The following is a 2,250-nucleotide window of genomic DNA, read 5'->3' on the forward strand; positions in this document are numbered from 1 at the left end:
CCCACATCTGGCGACGACCTGCTGATTGGGACGTCTGGGGCGGATAGTTTGGATGGGCTTGGCGGGAACGACGAAATCGTCGGGCTGGGCAGCAACGATACGCTGATCGGAGGTGAAGGGAACGATGCTCTATACGGCGGAGAGGGTGAGGATCAACTGACGGGCGGAACGGGCAATGACGTCCTCTATGGCGATGCAGGGGCGGATACGCTCGATGGCGGGGAGGGTGATGATGTCCTGTATGGCGGTGCGGACAACGATGTCATTGAAGGCGGCGAGGGCAGCGACATGCTCGTTGGCGGGGATGGCGACGACACGCTGACGGATAGCGGGACGGATGGCCAATATACCGTTGTGGAGGGCGGCGCTGGTAACGACAGCCTGACGGCAGTTAGCGGCACACTTTATGGCAACGACGGCAACGACACGATCAGCTTCGCCGGCAACGGCGGTTATCAATGGTGGAACTACGCCGATGGTGGAACTGGCGAGGACATACTCACCTACAGCGGAAGCAACCTCTATTATGTAAGTCTCTATGGTGGCGACGACAGCGATGTCTTGAGCTTCTCGGGCAGCGCCTCCTACGGTCAACTGGACGGCGGCAGTGGCGACGACACCCTGACCGTCACCGGCAACTATACCTATGGCTATCTCTATGGCGGATTGGGGAACGACGCGCTGACGGCGCAAAACACGAGCGCGACGGCGGTCAGCTATCTTTATGGTGACTTCAACTCGCAGACTGGTGGTGCCGACACCCTCAATGGCGGCATTGGAATCGACTACCTCTACGGCAGCGGCGGCGACGATCAGCTGTCGGGCGGTGCAGGCAACGACCTGCTCAACGGTGGGCAGGGCATCGACACCCTGAGCGGCGGCACTGGTGTCGATACCTTCCAGGGTACTGCTGCCGAGCTCAATGGCGACACCATCACCGACTACCAGATCGGTGAAAAGATCGAACTGCTGCAGAGCTCCGACACGGCCCCGAATGTCCGCTTGGTTGCATCAGGCTCCGATACGCTGCTTGAGATCGACTCCGACAACAATGGTTCGTTTGAAACGAGTATTGCGCTTGCCGGAGTAGTGTTTGGTGAGGTTGTCCTCACCGGGAACATCATAAGGGTGATCCAGACCGCCAGCGGGCCAACCCCGGGGCCGGACGACCTGACCGGAACCGATGGGCCGGATATTATCGACGCTCTCGCCGGCAGCGATATCGTCCACGGCACAGGCGGCAATGATACCTTAACCGGTGGTCTGGGCAGAGATGAAGTTTATGGCCAGGACGGAAACGACACGTTCCTGGTCGGTGCGGCCGATGCCTCTACAGGAGAGATCTACGACGGGGGTAGCGGCGAGGACACCCTTTCTACCGATGCTGAGGTTCTCAATCTCCAGGGTGTTTCGCTAATCGACATTGAACACATCACGACGACGCGGGAAGGTGGAACTGCCTTTTTGTTCGATAACAAGGGCAATGCCTTGCTGGTGCAAGGTGCGGGCACCACCGATAGCGTCACACTCCTCAACGCCACGTTCACGATCGAGGAACGTCTGCAGATTCTGCAGCAAGGCGTCGGAACCGTAAACGACGCGTCCGGCACCTACTCGCTCAATCGCGCACCGACCACGACGGCGATAACGCTGACGGCGATTGCCGAAGATTCCGGCGCCAGGCTCATCACTCAGGCCGAGCTTTTGGCCAATGCCGAAGATGCCGATGGCAACAGCCTAACGGTGACCGGCCTGGCCATTGCCTCTGGCGCTGGCACGCTGGAGGATAACCTAGATGGGACCTGGAGTTACACGCCGGCTGCCAACGACGCCACGGGGGTGTCTTTCTCCTACACCGTGACTGACGGCTCTCTCGCGGCCATCGGTTCCGCCACACTCGACATTATCCCGATCAACAACGCACCGGTGTTCACCTCCGGCACGACGGCCAGCTTCGCCGAAAACGGGACCGGCACGGTCTATGATGCCGACGCCAGCGATGCCGACAACCTCGGCGCCTTGACCTATTCGCTGTCTGGCACGGACTCCGCGCTGTTCAACATCGACGCCGCGACCGGTGTTGTGACCTTCAAGGCTGCACCCAACTTCGAGGCACCGGCCGACGGGGATGGCGACAACATTTACGACATCGTCGTCACCGCCTCCGACGGCACGCTCGCCACTGACCGGGCGGTCGCCATCACGGTCACCAACGTCAACGACAATGCCCCGGTGTTCTCGTCTGGAGCG

General features: G+C 60.5%; 1 protein-coding gene. It reads left to right on the top strand.

Features of this window, described 5'->3' with window-relative positions:
• Positions 1 to 2,250: cadherin-like domain-containing protein (locus tag ACTJKE_RS36540; protein ID WP_440693913.1), on the top strand; the 2,250-nt coding region annotated here is incomplete at both ends.

This window comes from Ensifer sp. 22521 (assembly GCF_052044795.1).
Classification (GTDB): Bacteria; Pseudomonadota; Alphaproteobacteria; order Rhizobiales; family Rhizobiaceae; genus Ensifer.